General features: G+C 71.1%; 10 protein-coding genes. 5 read left to right on the forward strand and 5 right to left on the reverse strand.

All coding sequences use genetic code 11. The annotated features are described in order from the left end of the window. Positions 1 to 60: 60 nt before the first annotated feature. Both AAFX79_01645 and AAFX79_01650 read left to right on the forward strand, forming a co-directional pair. Positions 61 to 1,158: a ligase-associated DNA damage response exonuclease gene (locus AAFX79_01645; protein ID MEO1007248.1), complete on the forward strand. Its 1,098-nt coding sequence runs from the start codon at positions 61 to 63 to the stop codon at positions 1,156 to 1,158. Between the two features lie 3 nt (positions 1,159 to 1,161). Next, positions 1,162 to 2,796, forward strand: coding sequence for an ATP-dependent DNA ligase (locus AAFX79_01650; GenBank protein MEO1007249.1), 1,635 nt, complete (start codon positions 1,162 to 1,164; stop codon positions 2,794 to 2,796). Between the two features lie 15 nt (positions 2,797 to 2,811). Here AAFX79_01650 and AAFX79_01655 read toward each other — a convergent pair whose 3' ends face one another. Together AAFX79_01655 and AAFX79_01660 are read right to left on the reverse strand one after the other, a co-directional pair. Beyond that, a complete protein-coding gene (locus tag AAFX79_01655) occupies positions 2,812 to 3,828 on the reverse strand; it encodes an FAD-dependent oxidoreductase (protein MEO1007250.1) in 1,017 nt (338 codons plus the stop codon). Between the two features lie 111 nt (positions 3,829 to 3,939). Beyond that, complete coding sequence (locus AAFX79_01660; GenBank protein MEO1007251.1) at positions 3,940 to 4,746, reverse strand: methyltransferase domain-containing protein; 807 nt, start codon at positions 4,744 to 4,746, stop codon at positions 3,940 to 3,942. 91 nt (positions 4,747 to 4,837) lie between these two features. Between AAFX79_01660 and phoU the strand changes: the two genes are divergently transcribed. Then, positions 4,838 to 5,521 carry a phosphate signaling complex protein PhoU gene (phoU, locus tag AAFX79_01665; protein ID MEO1007252.1) on the forward strand — a complete coding sequence of 228 codons (684 nt, stop codon included), beginning with the start codon at positions 4,838 to 4,840 and terminating at the stop codon, positions 5,519 to 5,521. A gap of 144 nt (positions 5,522 to 5,665) precedes the next feature. Continuing rightward, the gene (locus tag AAFX79_01670; GenBank protein ID MEO1007253.1) at positions 5,666 to 5,887 is read left to right on the forward strand and encodes a hypothetical protein; all 222 of its coding nucleotides are present in this window, start codon (positions 5,666 to 5,668) and stop codon (positions 5,885 to 5,887) included. Positions 5,888 to 5,897: 10 nt separating this feature from the next. Here AAFX79_01670 and gcvP read toward each other — a convergent pair whose 3' ends face one another. The 3 genes from gcvP to AAFX79_01685 all read right to left on the reverse strand — a co-directional run bounded on the left by gcvP (position 5,898) and on the right by AAFX79_01685 (position 12,821). Then, positions 5,898 to 8,864 (reverse strand): aminomethyl-transferring glycine dehydrogenase, encoded by a 2,967-nt coding sequence (gene gcvP, locus AAFX79_01675; protein MEO1007254.1) that lies wholly within the window; start codon positions 8,862 to 8,864, stop codon positions 5,898 to 5,900. Between the two features lie 199 nt (positions 8,865 to 9,063). Beyond that, the gene (locus AAFX79_01680; protein ID MEO1007255.1) at positions 9,064 to 10,527 is read right to left on the reverse strand and encodes a right-handed parallel beta-helix repeat-containing protein; all 1,464 of its coding nucleotides are present in this window, start codon (positions 10,525 to 10,527) and stop codon (positions 9,064 to 9,066) included. A gap of 233 nt (positions 10,528 to 10,760) precedes the next feature. After that, on the reverse strand, positions 10,761 to 12,821 hold the full coding sequence (locus tag AAFX79_01685) for a DUF5060 domain-containing protein (GenBank protein MEO1007256.1): 2,061 nt from the start codon (positions 12,819 to 12,821) through the stop codon (positions 10,761 to 10,763). A 295-nt stretch (positions 12,822 to 13,116) separates the two neighbouring features. Here AAFX79_01685 and AAFX79_01690 point away from each other — a divergent pair, with 295 nt between their 5' ends. Continuing rightward, on the forward strand, positions 13,117 to 15,180 hold the full coding sequence (locus AAFX79_01690) for a GC-type dockerin domain-anchored protein (protein MEO1007257.1): 2,064 nt from the start codon (positions 13,117 to 13,119) through the stop codon (positions 15,178 to 15,180). Positions 15,181 to 15,486 lie beyond the last annotated feature (306 nt).

Genomic DNA, 15,486 nt, shown 5'->3' on the forward strand with positions numbered 1-15,486 from the left:
CGAGGCCCCGCGCGGGCTAGGACATCACGCCCGCCACCGGGGGCCGCCGTACGCTGCGCGATGATGCCGCCCAAGCCACTGCTGAGGCCGACCGATCGTGGTCTCGCCTGCGCCGTCGGCGGCTTGCTCGTCGATCCGTGGCAGCCAGCGCCCGTCGCGGTCGTCACGCACGCGCACGCCGACCACGCGTGCCGCGGCTGCGGCCGCTACTACTGCGCCGCCGCCGGCGCTGGCGTGCTCCGCACCCGCATGGGGGCCGACGCCGAGATCCACGCCATCGAATACGGCACGCGCTTCACGCTGGCCGACGAGTCGGGCGAGGCCGAACTGTCCTTCCATCCGGCGGGCCACGTGCTCGGCTCGGCTCAGGTCCGCATACGGGCGATGCGTGGTGCCCAGGACGACCGCGTCTGGGTCGCAAGCGGAGACTACGCCACGCTGCCCAACCCAACCTGCGACGCCTTCGAGCCCGTCGCGTGCGACGTGTTCCTCACCGAGAGCACCTTCGGGCTGCCGATCTATCGGTGGAGGCCGCCCGCCGAGGTGCACGCCCGCATCAACGACTGGTGGCGGGAGAACGCCGGGGCAGGCCGCACCAGCGTCGTGTTCGCCTACGGGCTGGGCAAGGCGCAGCGGGTGCTCGCGGGCCTGGACGCGTCGATCGGCCCCATCGGTGTGCACGGCGCCGTCGATGGCTTGCTGGGCGACTACGCCGATGCTGGCGTCGCGCTGCCCGAGACGGTGCGGGCCGTCGGCGAGCACAAGGCGGCGCTCAAGGGCCGGGGCATGATCGTCGCGCCGCCCTCGACTATGGGCACGCCTTGGCTGCGTTCGCTCGCCGGCGGCCGCAGGGAGGGCGGAGGCATGCGGACGGCGATGGCCAGCGGCTGGATGGCCGTCCGCGGTCGGCGCCGCTGGCGATCGGTCGACGCCGGCTTCGTGCTCAGCGACCACGCCGACTGGCCCGGCCTGCTCGATGCCATCGAGCGGACCGGCGCCCGCAGCATCGGCGTGACCCACGGTAGCAGCGAGGCGCTCGCCCGCTACGTCCGCGAGGTCCGGGGCCTGGACGCCTTCGTCGTGCCGACGCGATACACCGCCGAGGACGACGCGAACGCGGAATCCGACGACACCCCCGACGACGGCGGAGGAGCGTGACCCGTGCGGCGCTTCACGCAGCTCTACGACGAGCTCGACTCGACCACCGCGACGAGTGGCAAGGTGGCCGCAATCGCGGCGTACTTCGGTGAAGTCCCATCCGCCGACGCCGCCGTAGCGCTGTACTTCCTGTGCGGCGAGCGGGTCAAGCGGGCCATCCCAAGCGCGCTGCTGCGCGACCTGGCCATCGAGGCGACCGGCTATCCGCCTTGGCTGGTGGGCGCGTGCTATGAGCAGGTCGGCGACCTGTCGGAGACCGTCGCGCTGCTGCTGCCCGAGGCCGAATCGCCCGGCGAACCCATCCCGCTGCACGAGATCTACGGGCGGTCCATCGAGCCGTTCGGCGGGGCCAGCGACGCCGAGCGGGCGGACAGCATCCGCCAGGCCTGGGCCCGGCTGCACGCCCGCGAGCGGCTGGTGTTCCACAAGCTCATCCGCGGTGGATTCCGCGTCGGCGTCCAGAAGAAGCTGGTCGTGCGGGCGCTAGCCGAGGCGACCGGCCTGGACGCCGCGATACTCGCACAGCGGCTAACCGGCCGGCTCGAGCCGACGCCGGAGTTCTACGCCTCGGTGGTCGCGCCCGCGGGCCACGCCGCCGACGCCGTGCGGCCCCTGCCCTTCTACCTCGCCCACCAGCTCGACGGCTCGCCCGCCGATACGCTCGGCGAGGCCACGGACTGGATCGCCGAGTGGAAGTACGACGGCATCCGCGCGCAGCTCGTGCGCGATCGCGAGCCGCTGCTGTGGTCCCGCGGCGAGGAGATCGTGTCCGAGCAGTTCCCGGAGATCGTCGCCGCGGCGCGCGGCCTGCCCGAGGGACTCATCCTGGACGGCGAGGTTCTCGGCTTCGACGGCGACCAGCCGGCGCCCTTCGCTTACCTGCAGACCAGGCTCAACCGGCTGCCCAGGTCCGCGAGCCAGATGGGGCTGTTCGATCGGCGGCGGATCGCGTTCGTCGCGTTCGACGTCCTGCGGGCGGGCGAAGGCGACCTGCGCGATACGCCGTTCGAAGTACGCCGCAATCGACTCGACGTCGTGCTGCCGCACGGGGACGAGGCACTCCGCCGCAGTGCGCCGATCGCCTTCGAGTCATGGAATGAGCTCGCCGAGCTGCGTCAGCAATCCAGGCAGCGGGGCGTCGAGGGCGTGATGCTCAAGCACCGCCGCGGCGTCTACGGCCTCGGCAGGACCAAGCCGGGCGACGGCACGGGCTGGTGGAAGTGGAAGGTGGATCCCTATTCGCTCGACGCGGTGCTCGTTATGGCGCAGATCGGCAGCGGCCGCCGCGCCGGGCTGTTCACCGACTACACCTTTGCGCTGTGGGATCGGGCGGACGGCGTACGGCAGCTCGTGCCGTTCGCCAAGGCGTACAGCGGCCTGACGCAGCAGGAAATCGAGCGCGTCGACGCATTCGTGCGCGGCAACACGATCAAACGCATGGGCCCCGTCCGCGAGGTCAGGCCCACGCTGGTGTTCGAGCTGGGATTCGAGGGCGTCCAGATCAGCCAGCGGCACCGCTCGGGGCTTGCCGTCCGCTTCCCGCGGATGCTCCGCTGGCGGCACGACAAGAAACCCGACGAGGCCGACACGCTCGATGCGCTGCGGGCCATGCTGCCGCCCGGGGACCGGCCGAGCTAGCACAGCGCGTAGCCCTCAGGTTCCGAGCAGCCGCTCGGCCGCGTCGATGCCGCTGAGGTAGGCACCCTCGATCCGCCCGCCGCGGCACCAGTCGCCCGCGAGCGCGAGCCCGTCGCCGTGCAGCGGAGCCTCGAGAGCATCGCCGCCGGCCAGCGCGTATCGCCAGCGATGGGCCGCTGCGTGGACGATCAAGGGACGCTCCACGTCGAGTGCCGACGCAAACGCATCGACGAGATCACCCGCGACATCCGCCGGTTCGCGGTCGATCGATGCCCGGGACCAGTCGCCCCCGGCGTGCAGCACCCACCGCTGGCCCGGGGCGCGTCCGGGCTTGCTGGCCTCGCGGCTGGCCCATGACAGCGGGTTGCCCTCGATGTTGACAAAGAGACCGTCGCCGGGCGCCGCGATCGGCTCGGCGGATTCGATCATCGCCGCCCAGCATGGTGCCATGTCGATCGAGGTCGCGACGCGTTGCAACGCCGGCATTGCGACGAGCAGCGCGGCGGCCTGCGGCGCGGGGACGGCCACGACGACCGCGTCGCACCGCAGCAGCGACTCGCCATCCTTACCGCTCAGCAGCCAGCCAACACCGTCGCGCTCGATGGCGGCCACGCGGACGCCGAACCGTACCGCGAGGTCCTTTGCGGTCCGCTTCACGATGGCGTTCATGCCGGGCGTGCCGACGTAGCGGGCGGGGCCGTCGGGCTTGGGCGTGGCTTCGCCGGGCGCGTCGATGGCGACGATCGTGCCGGTCCACTGCTGCGCGGCTCCGGCTTCGACCCACCGGTCGACTACGGCGGCGAAGCGATCGTCTCGCACGGTGAAGTACTGCGCCCCGTGATCGAACGTCAGCGCGCGATCATCGGCATCGTGCCGCCGGGTCGAGGCGCGGCCGCCCGGGCCGCGGCCCTTGTCGAACACCCGAACCTCGACGCCGGCGGCCCGCAGCCGCTCGGCGGCGGCCAGCCCCGCCAGCCCGCCGCCGACGATGCCCACGATGCCGGGCGAGCCGGCCGAACGATCATCGCTCATGCGGCACGCTAGAGCGCGCGACGGCCGCAGCTCGTCGGGGCCCTCCCGGGCCGGGTATACCGCCAGCACGACGCGGAGCAGGAACGATGCAGGCTCGTGCGTTGGCCCTGATTAGGGCCTCGGCCGTCGCCGAGCGAGCACCCGCATCTCGGCCGTCGCCTCGGGGTTCGATGCGTGCCCGCCGACGCGTTCCCGCACGATCTCCATCGCGTGGTCGACGAGCATCCGCGTCAGCCGCTCGGGCGTAAAGGGGTGGGGATGCAGGTCGTCGGGCTCGTCCCGCAGATCGACCAGCAGCCACGCGAAACCGCCATCGACGAGCAGCCGCGCGATCTCGGCGACGACCCGGCCCGGATCGGCGACGTGGTCCAGGCAGTTGTCGCACGCGACGACGTCCGCGATCGCCGTCGGCAGCGGCACGACCTCACCCGGCGCCGCGATCGGCACGAATCCGAGCGGCGACCGGGGGAACAGGTTGCACGCGCGATAGCCATCGCTCAGCGGATCGATGCTCGCCGCCCACCGCCAGCCGCCGAGCGCCGCGAATGGATGCGGTCCGCCGCCGATCTCGACCAGCATTCGCGACGCCGCCCAGTCGTCGAAGTCCGCGACGGCGATCTCGTCATTGAGCCACGCGGCGAGTTCGTCCCGCCGGCCCCGCTGCCAGCGCGCGAAGGCCTCGTGGAAGTCGCCGTCGATGGCCGGGTGCGAGCCGGGCACGCGGACGGTCCGCTCCCAGAAGGCCAGCTCGTCGCGGAGGCGGCGTTCGAGGTGGGCATCGCCCAGCGGCGCGACGAGCGAGCCATCCAACCCGCCCCGCCAGGCGTGCCATCCGCCAGCACCGGCGATGGCCGCCTCGATCGGGGCGAGCCCGGGCCGCATGATGCGTCGAACGAGCTGCTTCGCCAGCGATCGCACCGCCCAGCGTACGCCGCCGCGGGGGGCAACCCATGGTGGTGTCTATACTGACCGATGGCGCCCGCCGCAGGCGCTTCGGAACGCGACCATCGTGAGCCTGGAACCAGCACCACGCAATCCCGATCGCCTCGATCTGCCCAAGCAGATCGTGGTGCTCAAGCGGCAACTGATCCACGAGGCGTCAGTGGCCGTCTCCATGATCGAGCAGTCGGTCGATGCCCTGCTGCGGCTCGACCGTCCGCAAGCCAAGGCCGTCCGCCAGCAGGACGAGATCGTCGATCGCCAGGAGATCGAGATCGAGCAGGCCTGCCTCAACCTGCTGCTCATGAACCAGCCCGTCGCGCGGGACTTTCGGGCCGTGCTGTTCGTCATGAAGGTCAATACCCAGATCGAGCGTGTGGGGGACCACGCGACCTCGATCGCCAAGGTCGCCAATCGCATCGCCAAGCTGGGCCTCGAGCCGCGCTGGCCCACGGCCCTCATCGATCTGGCCCATCGCGTGCCCGCCTGCTGCCACCGCACGCTGCGGGTGGTGCTGGACGACGACGTCGACGCGGCCCGGTCCATCATCGCCGAGGACGAGATCATCGATGATCTCGAGAAGTCCCTGTTCGGCGAGACCATCGACCTCATCCGCGACGATCCCGACGGCGACATCGCCGGCCTCTACATCTATCGCGTCGGCCGCGAACTCGAACGCACCGCCGACGTGATGGCGGGCATCTGCCGGGACCTGATCTATCGGGATACCGGCGAGAATCTGCGGCATCGCTAGGGTTCGCGCATGCCCGGCTTCTTCGACGGTACCAGCTTAGAGCGTCCTGTGACCTGCGAGCGTTGCAGACAGCCGCACGCGGCGTGTGCGTGCCCGCGCGATGCCAAAGGCAGGGTGGTCGACCCGAGCGCGCAGCATCCCCGCGTGCGTCGCGAGAAGCGGCGGGGCAAGTGGGCGACCATCGTTGCCGACCACGGGCTGCGGGAGGCCGACTCGAAGGCACTGCTCAAGGAGCTGCGCACGAGGCTCGGCACCGGGGGGGGCCTCGGCGACGATGGCGAACTCGTGCTGCAGGGCGACCACCGCGACGCCGTCGTCGCCCGGCTCGTCGAGATGGGCTACAGGGCGAAGGCGGCGGGCGGCTGAGGTTGGTGGACTAGACCGCCATCTCCTCCACGCTCGGGCACGTGCACACGAGGTGCCGGTCGCCGTAGGCGTTGTCGACGCGGCCGACGCTGGCCCAGAACTTGCCGTCGCGGAGCCACGGCAGCGGGTAGGCCGCCCGCTCGCGCGGGTACGGGTGCGTCCATTCGTCGCCGATCAGCGAGGCCTGGGTGTGCGGGGCGTTCTTGAGCAGGTTGTCCTCGCGGTCGGCCTCGCCCCGCTCGATCTCGGCGATCTCCTCGCGGATGGCGATGAGCGCGTCGCAGTAGCGGTCCAGCTCGGCCTTGCTCTCGCTCTCGGTGGGCTCGATCATCAGCGTGCCGGGCACGGGCCACGCCATGGTGGGGGCGTGGAAGCCGTAGTCCATCAGCCGCTTGGCGATGTCGTCGATCTTGATGCCCGCGGACTTGTCGCCGCCCTTATCAAAAGCACGGCAATCGATGATGAACTCGTGCGCCACCAGGCCCTTCGCCCCGCGGTAGAGCACGTCGTAGTGGCCCTCGAGCCGCTTGGCCATGTAGTTGGCGCTCAGGATGGCGACCTCCGTCGCCCGCTTCAGCCCGGCCGACCCCATGAGGGCCATGTAGACCCACGAGATCGTCAGGATGCTCGGCGAGCCGTACGGCGCGGCGCTTACCGGGCCGATGGCCCGCTCGCCCGCGCTCTCGGGCCGCCGCACCGGATGGCCCGGCAGGAAGGCCGCGAGCTCGTCGGTGCAGGCGATCGGGCCCATGCCCGGGCCGCCGCCGCCGTGGGGGATGCAGAAGGTCTTGTGGAGGTTGAGGTGGATGACGTCGGCGCCGAGTTCGCCGGGGCGGCAGAGCCCGACCTGGGCGTTCAGGTTCGCGCCATCCATGTACACCCGGCCGCCGTGCTCGTGCACGATCGCGCAGATGTCCTTGATCGTCGGCTCGAAGACGCCGTGCGTGCTGGGGTAGGTGATCATCAGGGCCGACAGCGTGTGGGCGTGCTGCTCGGCCTTGGCCCGCAGGTCGGCCATGTCGATGTTGCCGTCGCCGTCGCACTTGATCGCGACCACCCGCATGCCGGCGATCACCGCGCTGGCCGGATTGGTGCCGTGGGCGCTCGTAGGGATGAGGCACACGTCGCGGTGGCCCTCGCCCCTGCTCTCGTGGAGGGCACGGATCACCAGCAGTCCCGTGTACTCGCCCTGGCTGCCCGCGTTGGGCTGCAGGCTGACGGCGGGCAGGGCGCAGATGTCGGCGATCCACCCCTCGAGTTGCGCGAAGAGTTCCTGGTAGCCCCGCGTCTGCTCCGCCGGCGCGAAGGGATGCAGGCCGCCGAACTCGGGCCAGGTCACCGGCAGCATCTCGCTGGTGGCGTTGAGCTTCATGGTGCACGAGCCGAGCGGGATCATGCTGTCGGCCAGCGAGAGGTCACGCCGCTGCAGCGCCGCCATGTAGCGCAGCATCTCGGTCTCGCTGTGGTGCGTGTTGAAGACCGGGTGGGTGAGGTAGCCGCTCTGCCGCTGGAACGCCGCCGGGATGTCCACCCGGGCGTCCTCGGCCAGTCGATCGAGCGTTGCGGCGTCCGGCCGATCGCCGAAGCACGCGAGCAGGTCCGCGAGGTCGTCGAGCGTCGTCGTCTCGTCGAGCGTGACGCCGATGCTGCCCTCGCCGAAGTCCCGCAGATTCAGTCCCAGCTCGTTCGCACGGGCCACGATGCCGCCGGCGTCGATGCCCGAGGGCCGGATCCGCAGCGCATCGAAGACCAGGTCCTCGTCGACGGCGTGGCCCTGGCCGAGCAGCCCCCCTCGGAGCGTCTGCGTGAGTGCCCGAATGCGGGCGGCGATCCGCCGGAGCCCCTCTGGCCCGTGGTAGACGGCGTACATGCTCGCCATGATGGCCAGCAGCGCCTGGGCGGTGCAGATGTTGCTGGTCGCGCGGTCCCGCTTGATGTGCTGCTCGCGGGTCTGGATCGCCATGCGGTAGGCGTTGTTGCCGTGCGCGTCCTTGCTCACGCCGATGATCCGGCCCGGCATCTTGCGGGCGTAGCTCTCCTTGGTCGCGAAGAACGCCGCGTGCGGCCCGCCGAAGCCCATCGGCACGCCGAAACGCTGCGCGCTGCCCAGGGCCACGTCGGCCCCGAATTCGCCCGGCGGCTTGAGCAGCGTGAGCGCCAGCAGGTCGCACGCACAGATGAGCATGCCGCCCGCCTCGTGCACGCTCTTCGCCAGCGCCTCGTAGCACTCGATGCGGCCGTCGGTCGCGGGGTACTGCACGAGCACGCCGCACACCGCCGAAAGGTCCACGCCGTCGAGGTCGAGCGGCCCGCCGTCGCCCCGGCCGGGTTGGCCCTCCGCGATGACCAGTTCGATGCCCAGCGACTCTGCCCGGGTCCGCACGACGGCGATGGTCTGCGGGTGGCAGTCGCTGGCCACCACGAAGCGCGGCTTCTTGGGTGACACGGACAGGCACATCGCCATCGCCTCGGCCGCCGCCGTGCCCTCGTCCAGCAGGCTCGCGCCCGCCAGCGGCAGCGCCGTCAGGTCGCTCACCATCGTCTGGAAGTTGAGCAGCGCCTCGAGGCGGCCCTGGCTGATTTCGGCCTGGTAGGGCGTGTACTGCGTATACCAGCCCGGATGCTCGAGCACGTTCCGCTGGATGACGGGCGGCACGATGGTGCCGTGGTAGCCCATGCCGATGTAGCTGCGGCGGACCTCGTTCTTGGATGCGAGTTGCCGCAGCTCGGCCAGCAGCTCGTGCTCGCCCCGCGCGGGACCGACATCGAGCGGCGCATTGGTGCGGATCTGCGCGGGCACCGCGGCCTCGATGAGGGCGTCGAGGGATGCATATCCCAGCGTACCGAGCATGTCGGCCACCTCGGCCTCGTCGGGGCCGATATGCCGATGCACGAACGTATCGGTCGGACCGAGGGGGCGGCCGGCCCGCTCGCGCGCGTCGTCGGTGGTCCGCCGGGCCGTGGACGGGCTATCCATGCTGGTCGTCAATGGGCGATCCTCGCGGGGCACGTGTGTTGCGATGCCGACGCGGCGGCGGAGCGTCCGGGCTCCGCCCGCGTCGCCTCAATGATAGGAAAGCGGCCGCCCGATTCCGACCGCAGGGGGGCGATCCGGGGCAGCCGCATGCCGGGCCGGGCAAACGCGAAGGTCCGAGTTCTCGCGCCGAGCGCTTGCCTCAGGGGCAGCCGACGGCGAAGGCGGTTTGGAACGCCAGGAAGTCGAAGACGGTGAGGCGTCCGTCGGCATCGAAGTCCGCGGCGAGGTCGCCCAGATCGAAGGCGCCCTGGAAGCCAAGGAAGTCGAAGATCGTCAGCTCGCCGTCGCCGTCGAAGTCGGCCCGGCACGGGCCGGCCTGCCCGCCGCCGAACTCGATGGCCCCGAGGTCGACGATCGGGGCCGTGCCGGCACCCGTGTCGGGCGTATCCGGATCGTCGAAGAACCGCACGCCGCCGAGCAGGTCGGCCGTGATGCCACCGGGCACGCCCGCGTTGTCGCCGGCGTCGATGGTCGGCGAGCCGGGAAGCGGGGCGAAGGCATCATCGAGCCGCGGATCGGCGAACACCACGCCATCACCGATGGTTGCCGACGCCGTGCCATCCACAATCGAGAAGGCCACATCGGCGATGCCGGGCCCGCCGATCTCGATGCTGCGCGGATAGACCTCGTTGCCGCTGAACACGCTGTTGCGCACGATGGGCCTCGACTCACGCTGGGCGAAGAGCCCCCAGTCCTCGTTGTCCACGATGGTCGAGTTCGCGATGATCGGGGCCGATGCGTTGGTATAGATTGCGCCCGTGCCGGTCAGGCTGTCGGCGATGAGGGTGTTGACGACCTCGAGCGTGCCGCCAGCGGCGATGTACAGGCCACCGCCAAACGCGGCCTTGCTAGCGATGATGCGCGCCGAATCGATGCGTCCGTTCACGTTGCTGGTGTAGATCGCCCCGCCACCGAACGTCCCAAAGACACGCGGTGGTACGCTGGCGGCGCCGCCGCTATCTCGAATCTCGCCGTCGCCGTTGTCGATCATGTCCAAGCCGCGCGCGTCCAGAGTGGCGCTCCGGACCGCGATGGCGCCGCCCAGGCCGCGGCCCAGGTTGCCCCGGAAGCTCGTGCCGTCGATGGTCAGGCTCCCGCCGAGCACGTAGACGCCCGCGCCGCCGTTCGCGGCCAAGTTGTCCGTGAACGAGCCGCCGCGGACGGTGACGTCGGTCGCCAGGGCGTCGATGCCACGATTGGTGTTGGCCACGAAGGCCGAGTCGATGACGACCAACGAGCCACCGTCGGCGTCGATGGCCCCGCCGAAGCCCGCACCGGTGAACGTGAAGCCCTCGACCGTCAGCGTGCCGACCGTGGTCAGGATGGGCGCGTCCAGGCCCGAGCCGTTCAGCGTCGTCGCGCCGGCACCATCTTCGGAACGGAGCGTGACGGCCAACTCGCCAACCAGCAGCGCCTCGTTGTAGCTGCCGGCCGCCACCAGTACGGTGTCCCCGTCCACGGCCAGATCGATGGCAGCCTGGATGGTCGCCGCGTCCGCGGGCACGCGGATCGTTGTCTGCGCCACGGCAGCGCCCGCGGCCAGCAGCACGGCCAGGGCACCTGCGGCGGTGGTCGTTCTTCTCTTCGCTTCGATCTTCATCATGGTTGTTCTCCCCTGCGGCGGTGTTGCCGCCCTGCTGTCCTTCGATATCCATGCTGAACCGGACGAATTCGCCCGACGCGGGCGGCCCGGCCGTACCGATCGCCCGAGATGAGCGTTCGATCGCTCCCTATGCGTGGAATCGTCGATGCGGGAATCCTGGATGCATCCAGCCGGAAGATTTAGCGCTCGAGTGCGCCCGCGAGGAATCGCAGTGTCAGCGGATTGCGGGACGGCTACGCGCACCCTGCATCGAAGGCGTTCTGGAACGCCAGGAAGTCGAACAGCGTGAGGTCGCCGTCGCCGTCGAAGTCCGCCGCCGGATCGCCCGCGTCGAAGAGGTTCTGGAAGGCGAAGAAGTCGAAGATGGTTAGCTCGCCGTCGCCGTCGAGGTCGCCCGCGCAGGGCACCGGCGTGATCAGCAGCGCCCAGTCCTGGTCGGGCAACGAGGGTGGCTCGCCCAGCGGCACGCTCGACGCCGCCGGCGCCCGCCTCGGCTCGCCCGCGAAGGCGCCGAGCCTCGGATCGAACCACCGCAGCTCGGCCTCGAGATCGGCGTACGAATCGAGGTCGATCGAGCCCGAGGGGCTCGCATCGGGCAGGTACACCCCTATGGGCCCGGGCCCGCCGTCGGCCGGCGCGAGCACGACCGCGCCGCCCCAGAGCCCGTCCTCGCCGCTGACGAGCGAGGCGTCGGGCGCCATCGCCCAGAACGGCAGGTTGTCCTCGATGAACCGCCGCGCGATGGTCGTCTCCCGCCAGACCTGCTCGAACTCGCGGAAGTCCTCGAGCGACTGGTCGCGGTTGTTGATGAACCACTCGACGCCGCCGCCGGCCAGCAGCACGTCCCACGTCATCCGCCGCCGCACCTGGTCGAAGTCGTCGCCCGTGTCGCGGGTGATCGAGCCCGGCTCGTCGATGTGCACCACCAGCGGCCGGCCCTGCATGGTCGAGAACGTACGGTAGTCGGCCACCACGTCATCCCACCCGTCAAGCTGCCGGGCCCGCTGCAGGCTCGTCAGGTCGAAGTCGGCCTCGCCCACGAAGGGCGCCCACGGCCCGCTCGATGGATCGAACGGGTTGCCCGCGTTGTGCACCGTTAGCGGATGGTCGTAGGGGTCGACCGCGGACAGGTACTCGGCGAACTCCTTTATCGCGGCGACGTCGAAGAGCGGCGAACCCAGGTTGTACTCCTCGCTCATGTTCCACGTCAGCGCGTTGTGGTAGCCGAAGCGGGCGACCAGCTCGCGGTAGAACAGCTTCCGTTCCACGCCCAGTGTGCCGTCGTCGAGCTCCTGCTTGTTGGGCTGCTCGGCCTCGTTGAGCACGAAGTGCAGCTTGATGCCCAGCCGCTGTGCGTGGCCAAACACGATGTCCCACTGCGCCAGCTTGCTAATGTCGTGGCGCAGGTTGTCGTTGCCCGTCGCGCCCGCGGGGTTCACGGGACCAACGTACGGCCAGCTGTCCCGCGCATCGCCGCCGATGTTCATCGGCAGGAAGTAGATGCTGTTGATGCCCTGGCTCTCCAGGTAGTTGAGCGCGCCGATGATCGCCCGCCCGGCGTTGGCCATCGGCGGATCGGTGCGATCCCAGTCGGGGTCGCCGGCGTTCCAGTCGCCCGGATGGCCGCTGAACTCGTGCAGGCCCGACGGCGTCGACGGCCCGGCGCCGCCGTCGAAGGTGTTGTCGAAGCCGACGTAGCCCAGCCAGTTCTCGGGGCTGTCGGCGCCGCCCTTGATGTAGTACGAGCCGTCCGCGAATCGCAGGTAGTGCTCGCCCGTGTAATCCAAGCGTCCCTTCGCGAGGAACCCCGGCGCGTCGGCATCGGGCGCATCCACGGTGAAGGTGCCGGACGCGCTGTCAAACGCCAGCGGCGCGCCCGCGTCCGGGTCCAGGTCGACGGCGACCTCGTCCCCGCCGCGGAAGCTGGCGACCCAGGTCCAGTCGCCCGTCGCATCGGGCGCGAAGCGGACCCGCCACGCGTCGCCCTCGAAGCTGGTGGCGGTGGGGCCCGTGCCGTCGCCGGCGAAGAAGCCCGGCACGTCGAACACCCGGCCATCGGGCGCGGTGAAGGCGACCTGCAGCCGCCGATCGAGGAACGGGCTGGGGTCGCTCAAGGTCTCGCTGAGCACCTCGCCCGAGGCGAAGTCGATCGCCAGCGGCTGGTAGGCGATGGGCTCTGGCGGGTCGAGCGTCTGTCCGTGGGTGGGGGTGATGAAGCAGGCCCCAGCCACCGCGGTGATGACGGCCAGGGGCAGCGGACGCGCGGACGACAACGGACTCTGGCGGCTCGCCATGGCGGACTCCTCCTGCTTGCCAGAATCCTGCATATTGCCCAATATGTCAATAGATCCGGCCTTGTGCACGGGGAAGCCCGATCCCGGCCGCGGCCATGTTCGGCGGCCGGCCGCCGGACAGGACCCGGCTCCGCTCCCGGTAGTCGCTGCGTCGGGCGACTCCACGCCCGGGGGTGCCTTGGGCGGAGGCTGCGCCGCGCGTGAGGCGGATGCGCGGTTGCCGCTCTGAGCACGGGTGCGCTCCGTGCGCCCATCGACGCCCCTCGCGGCCCTACATCCAGAGCAGGAGGCAGCCATGCCGTTGCAGCTCCCGTCGTGCGCGTCCGCCCGCACCTCCGCGTGGAAGGAGGGCCGACGCGCATCGCGAACGCACCGGGGTGCGCACCGCCGGGTAACCGGCGGACGCCGCGCTGTCGCGCTGCTGGTCACCGTTGCGGCCGTGCTCGCCGCCGGCGATGCCGCGCACGCCGACCAGATCACTTGGACGGGCCTGGGCACGCCGGGCGACTGGAGCGACCCGGCCAACTGGTCGCCCACGGGCCCGCCCGATGAGGACGACGACGTCGTCATCCCCAACGTGGTGCCCTTTCCCGAGCTGCCCGAGATGGTGTGCGTCAACTCGATCACGGTCGCCGGCGGCGTCACGATGGAGGGACCGGATGGCGGCGCCAAGATCACCATCAAGGCCGCCGAGGCCGTCGTCATCGGCGAGTCGGACTCGCCCGCGGCCATCTGCGCGACCGATGGCACGCCGCGGAGCATCCACGGCGGCGGCGTGTGCATCGAGGGCTCGACGGTCGCGATCTGCGGCACGATCAAGGCGGGCGACGGCTTCGAGGCCCGCGGCGTGCCGCAGGGACGCGGCGGCTCGATCGACATCTGCGGCACCGGCGACGTCGCGATCAAGACCAACGGCGGCGGCACCGTCGCCGGGGGCAAGGGCGGCGGCGGCCAGCGCAACGGCGATGGCGGCGGCGGCGTCACCATCGCATCCAAGCAGGGCAGCGTCACCGTGTGCGGCGACGTCCGCGGCGGCGACGGCTACGACCGGCCGGCCGACTCGCGCGATCCCGCGGGCGACGGCGGCGACGTGGCGATCTGCGCCCGGGGCGACGTCACCATCAAGCAGATCGCCGATGACGACCTCGTCAAGGGCGGCGACGGCGGCGACGGCCAGGTGCCCGGCGCGGGCGGCGACGTCGAGGGCAAGACCGAGACCGACAGCGTCGTCGACACCGGAGAGGGCAAGGTCCGCGGCGGCGACGGCGGCAACCACGTCAAGCGCGACGCCAGCGACCCGACGAAGAAGGGCGGCGACGGCGGCGACGTGGCCCTCAAGGGCGACCAGGACGGCGAGAAGGTCGGCGTCATCCGCCGCGGCGACGTCAAGGGCGGCCAGGGCGGCGCCGACGACCCCAACGATCCCGCCACGCCCGACAAGGACCGCGGGCCCGATGGCGACGAGGACATCTGCGGCCGCAGGATCCTGGCCGAGGTGCCCGACGAGGACGACGGTACGCAATCCCGCTCCATCGACTGGCGGGCCGACGAGGCGATCGCGCTCGGCCAGTTCGCCGGCCGCCCGCTCCGCGCCGCCGAGACCATCGTGATGCTCGCCCCCGAGATCGACCTGACCGCCGACGTGCGGGGGCGCATCCTCGACCCCGGCGTCCAGGCCATCCTGGCGGGGCCGCTGGTGGTCGATCCCGGCACGCCGCTGGACGAGTTGGTCGGCGGCACGATCCTGCGGGACCCGCCGTGGATCGACGGCCTCGACCAGTCGATCGCCATCGAGCCCGAGCCCTGCCCCGACTCGCGCAACTCCGGCTGCGACGCCGCGGAGGCCGCGCTCGGCGGCGGCGTGTGGGGCTCGCCCATCGGCGGCGGCGTCTGGGCCCGCGGCGGAGACGCCGACGCCGACTGGTATCTACTCAGCGGCGGCGAGCCAGGCGCGACCGCCGAGGTCCGCTTCGACGCGCCCTTCGACGCGCTCGTGACGGCGCTCGACGGGCCGACCTGCGATGCGCCGGCCGTGCTCGAGGCCTTCGTGCCCCGGGGCGAGCCGCTCCGCGCCACCGTGGAGTTCCGGAGCGACGAGATCGTGCTGTCGGTGCGGCCGGTCGTGCTCGATCTGGACTGCGATCGCGGCAACCGCTACACCGCGGCCGTGGCGTTCGCGGTCCGGCCGCCGTGCTACGCCGACTTCGACGGCGACGGCGAGCTGACAGTGTTCGACTTCCTGGCCTTCCAGAACGCCTTCGGTGCCGGCGACGCCGCGGCCGACTGCGACGGCAGCGGGTCCCTCAACATCTTCGACTTCCTGTGCTTCCAGAACGCCTTCCTGGCCGGCTGCCCGTAGGGCGGGCGCCGCGTCGGCGGGCCGCCGCCGGCCGTTCGCAGAAGAGGGCCACCCGGCGACCCCGGCCGGCCGAGGATCGCCGGGCGGCCGCCCCCGATCGCGGGGGCATTGCCCCTCTTCACCAGAGCACCGCTTTCGATCGACCGACCGCGGCCTCGGATCGCCGAAACGCGACCACCCGGGCGTCGCCCCGGATCGATCGGAGACGGCATCCGAGGCGTGGGAAGCCGCTTTCGATGCGTAGCGATGATCCACATCGCTCGGGCGATCTTGGGTGCCCGATGTCCCGCAACTTGGTGTACACTC

It is taken from the genome of Planctomycetota bacterium (assembly GCA_039819165.1).
GTDB lineage: Bacteria > Planctomycetota > Phycisphaerae > Phycisphaerales > UBA1924 > JAHCJI01.

Bases quoted from the DNA above. Each gene is read 5' to 3' on its own strand.
- AAFX79_01680 (MEO1007255.1), bottom strand. From the start codon at position 10,527: ATGATGAAGATCGAAGCGAAGAGAAGAACGACCACCGCCGCAGGTGCC.
- AAFX79_01645 (MEO1007248.1), top strand. From the start codon at position 61: ATGATGCCGCCCAAGCCACTGCTGAGGCCGACCGATCGTGGTCTCGCC.
- AAFX79_01685 (MEO1007256.1), bottom strand. From the start codon at position 12,821: ATGGCGAGCCGCCAGAGTCCGTTGTCGTCCGCGCGTCCGCTGCCCCTG.
- AAFX79_01655 (MEO1007250.1), bottom strand. From the start codon at position 3,828: ATGAGCGATGATCGTTCGGCCGGCTCGCCCGGCATCGTGGGCATCGTC.
- gcvP (MEO1007254.1), bottom strand. From the start codon at position 8,864: ATGGATAGCCCGTCCACGGCCCGGCGGACCACCGACGACGCGCGCGAG.
- AAFX79_01690 (MEO1007257.1), top strand. From the start codon at position 13,117: ATGCCGTTGCAGCTCCCGTCGTGCGCGTCCGCCCGCACCTCCGCGTGG.